Source organism: Nocardia tenerifensis NBRC 101015, from assembly GCF_000308715.1.
GTDB classification, from domain to species: domain Bacteria; phylum Actinomycetota; class Actinomycetes; order Mycobacteriales; family Mycobacteriaceae; genus Nocardia; species Nocardia tenerifensis.
The window spans coordinates 1-2,565 of record NZ_BAGH01000482.1; the positions used below are offsets into that span (position 1 = coordinate 1).

The window sequence follows — 2,565 nt, forward strand, 5'->3', positions numbered from 1 at the left end:
GAATCTCCCGCGCCTGACCCGTCTGCCCTCGTAAGATCACGGACCGTCCGTGATTCGGACGGTCGAAAGAGGTTTACGGTGAGTGAGATCAAAGTACTGGTGGCGGGCGCGAGCATCGCGGGTCCCGCGCTGGCGCACTGGCTGCGTCGGCGCGGCGCCCAGGTGACCGTGGTCGAGCGGGCGCCCGAGCTGCGCCCGGGCGGGCAGGCAGTGGACGCGCGCGGGGTGGCCAAGGACGTCATCGTGCGGATGGGCCTGGACGCGGCGGTCCGCGCGGCCTGCACCGACACCGCGGGCGCGTACAACGTGGACGCGGACGGAAACGTGCTCGAGGCCTTCCCCGCCGACGACAACGACGGCGACGGCTACATCTCCGAGATCGAGATCCTGCGCGGCGACCTGTCCCAGGTGCTCTACGACGACACCCGCGACGGCGTCGAATACCTCTTCGGCGACCGGATCGCCGAGCTCACCCAGGACGCGGACGGCGTCGACGTGACCTTCGCAGGCGGCGACCACCGACGCTTCGATCTGGTCATCGGCGCGGACGGCCTGCATTCGTCCCTGCGCGCCATGGTCTTCGGGCCGCACGAGCAGTTCATCCATCACCTCGGGCACGTGCTCGCCTTCTACAGCGTGCCCAACGAGTTCGGCCTGGACCGCTGGCTGCTCGAGTACCAGGAGACCGGGCGCTCCGCCCTGCTGCGCCCCATCCACGACGCCACCCGCGCGATGGCCATGTTCTACTTCGCCTCGAAGGACTTCGAGGTCGACTACCGCGACATCGAGGGGCAGAAGCGCCTGCTGCGCGAGCGGACCGAGGGCCTGGGCTGGTTGAGCCCGCGCATCCTCGCGCACCTGGACGACACCCCGGACTTCTACCTCGACCAGGTCGGCCAGGTGGTGCTGGACCGCTGGTCCAAGGGGCGGGTGGGGCTGCTCGGTGACGCGGCGTTCAGCTCGTCGCCGATGTCCGGGCAGGGCACCGGGCTTGCCCTGGTCGGCGCGTACGTGCTGGCCGGCGAGTTGGCCGCGGCCGGTTGGGATCCCGAGGCCGGGTTCGCCCGCTACGAGGAGCGGATGCGCTCGTTCGTCGAGGCCAACCAGGAGATCGGGCGGTTGAACGCCCGCAGCCGCGAGGTCCCCGGGCCGGATGCCGAGCCGGCGCCGGACTTCACCAGCGAGTGGTTCACCGAGTTGGTCGGGCGCGCGATCAACGGCGTCGAGCTGCCGGACTACGCGGGGGTGCCAGACTCCGGGCCCTCGACGCCGCTCACCTCGACTGCCACGTCGTAAACCACTCAGGCGATACGCTTTTCGCGAAAAGGCCGGTGGCTTAAGCTCCGGTGCACCATCTCGGTGAGCGTGACGATATCGAAGACGGGCAGGCCGAGCCGGTCCTGGATGGCGTGGCCGTACGGGACCAGATCGGTGCACTCGATCACCAGCGCGCCCATGTCCGGGTTGGCCTCCGCGAGCCGATCGATCTCGAAAAGCACCTCCGCGCCGAGCTCTTCGGCGCCGAGCCGGGTCCGGCGGCCCTCCAGGATCACCTCGCGGAACTCCGTGCCCGCGTCCATCCCGGCGACGCAGATGGGCACCGACTCGCCGCCGATCGCCGCCAGATGCCGCCGGGTGAGCGCGGCCTTCTTGGCGACGAGCAGGCCGACCTTCCGGTTCGCGCCGATCATGCGGTGCACCATGGGCACCTGGATCAGGCTCGAGCTGTACAGCGGGACCTGCACGGCGTCGGCCAGCTGCTGCTGGAAGATGACGAGGAAGCCGCACCCGCTGGTGATCGCGGCGACGCCGCGCGCCTCGAGCTCCTTGGCGGCGATGATGAACGGTTCCAAGAGGGTCGGGTCCGCCTCGGTGACCATGCGCTGGGGCGTCGCGCCGCGCACCACCTGGTAGTCGACGGGGAAGTCGAAGGTCGCCCGGTTGCGGATATGGCCCGGGATCTTGGTGAACGCGGTATCGAGGCAGAGTACGCCGATGGTGGTGTCGCCCTTGACACCTTGGTTTTCGATCACTGGTGACGCCTTAAGAAATAGTGCTGGTGAAACGGCCCGGCCGCAGGGGCAGGGGGTCGATGGCCGGTCGTTCGCCCGCCAGGATCCGGCTGATCAGCTCGCCGCCGGCCGGGGCGAGACCCATGCCGATGTGGCCGTAGCCGACCGCGACTAGCACGTTGCGCGGGCTGGCGCGGCCGATGAGCGGCACGCCGTCGGGCGTGCAGGGGCGCAGGCCGCTCCAGGCCTCGCGGGTCGGCAGCCCCGCCAGGTCCGGCAGGTATTCGCCTGCGGTGCACAGCATTCCGCGCACGCGACGCGCGGAGATCGCGGTGCTCATGCCGGTCAGCTCGAGCCGCCCGCCGAGGCGAAGGCGGTCGCCGAGCGGCACCATGGCCATGCGCCCCTCGCTCAGCAGCACCGGCCTGCTCGGGCCGCCGGGCGGCATGTCCACGGTGACGCTGTAGCCCTTGATCGGTTGCAGCGTGAGGTCGATCCCGACCAGGCGCGCGCACTCGGTGGACCACGCGCCCGCCGCGAGGACCACGTCGCC

Annotated in this window: 3 protein-coding genes; 1 reads left to right on the forward strand and 2 read right to left on the reverse strand. The window is 70.4% G+C overall.

Annotated features, from left to right (window positions below; genetic code table 11):
• Window positions 1–78: 78 nt before the first annotated feature.
• Window positions 79–1,296 carry an FAD-dependent monooxygenase gene (locus ON39_RS34225; protein WP_040740440.1) on the forward strand — a complete coding sequence of 406 codons (1,218 nt, stop codon included), beginning with the start codon at window positions 79–81 and terminating at the stop codon, window positions 1,294–1,296.
• Window positions 1,297–1,301: 5 nt separating this feature from the next.
• Here the strand turns inward: ON39_RS34225 and ON39_RS34230 are convergent, their stop codons facing one another.
• Both ON39_RS34230 and ON39_RS34235 read right to left on the reverse strand, forming a co-directional pair.
• Window positions 1,302–2,033, reverse strand: coding sequence for an aspartate/glutamate racemase family protein (locus ON39_RS34230; protein ID WP_063713418.1), 732 nt, complete (start codon window positions 2,031–2,033; stop codon window positions 1,302–1,304).
• 10 nt (window positions 2,034–2,043) lie between these two features.
• On the reverse strand, window positions 2,044–2,565 hold a 522-nt coding region (locus ON39_RS34235; protein ID WP_040740442.1), incomplete at its 5' end, for an NAD(P)/FAD-dependent oxidoreductase.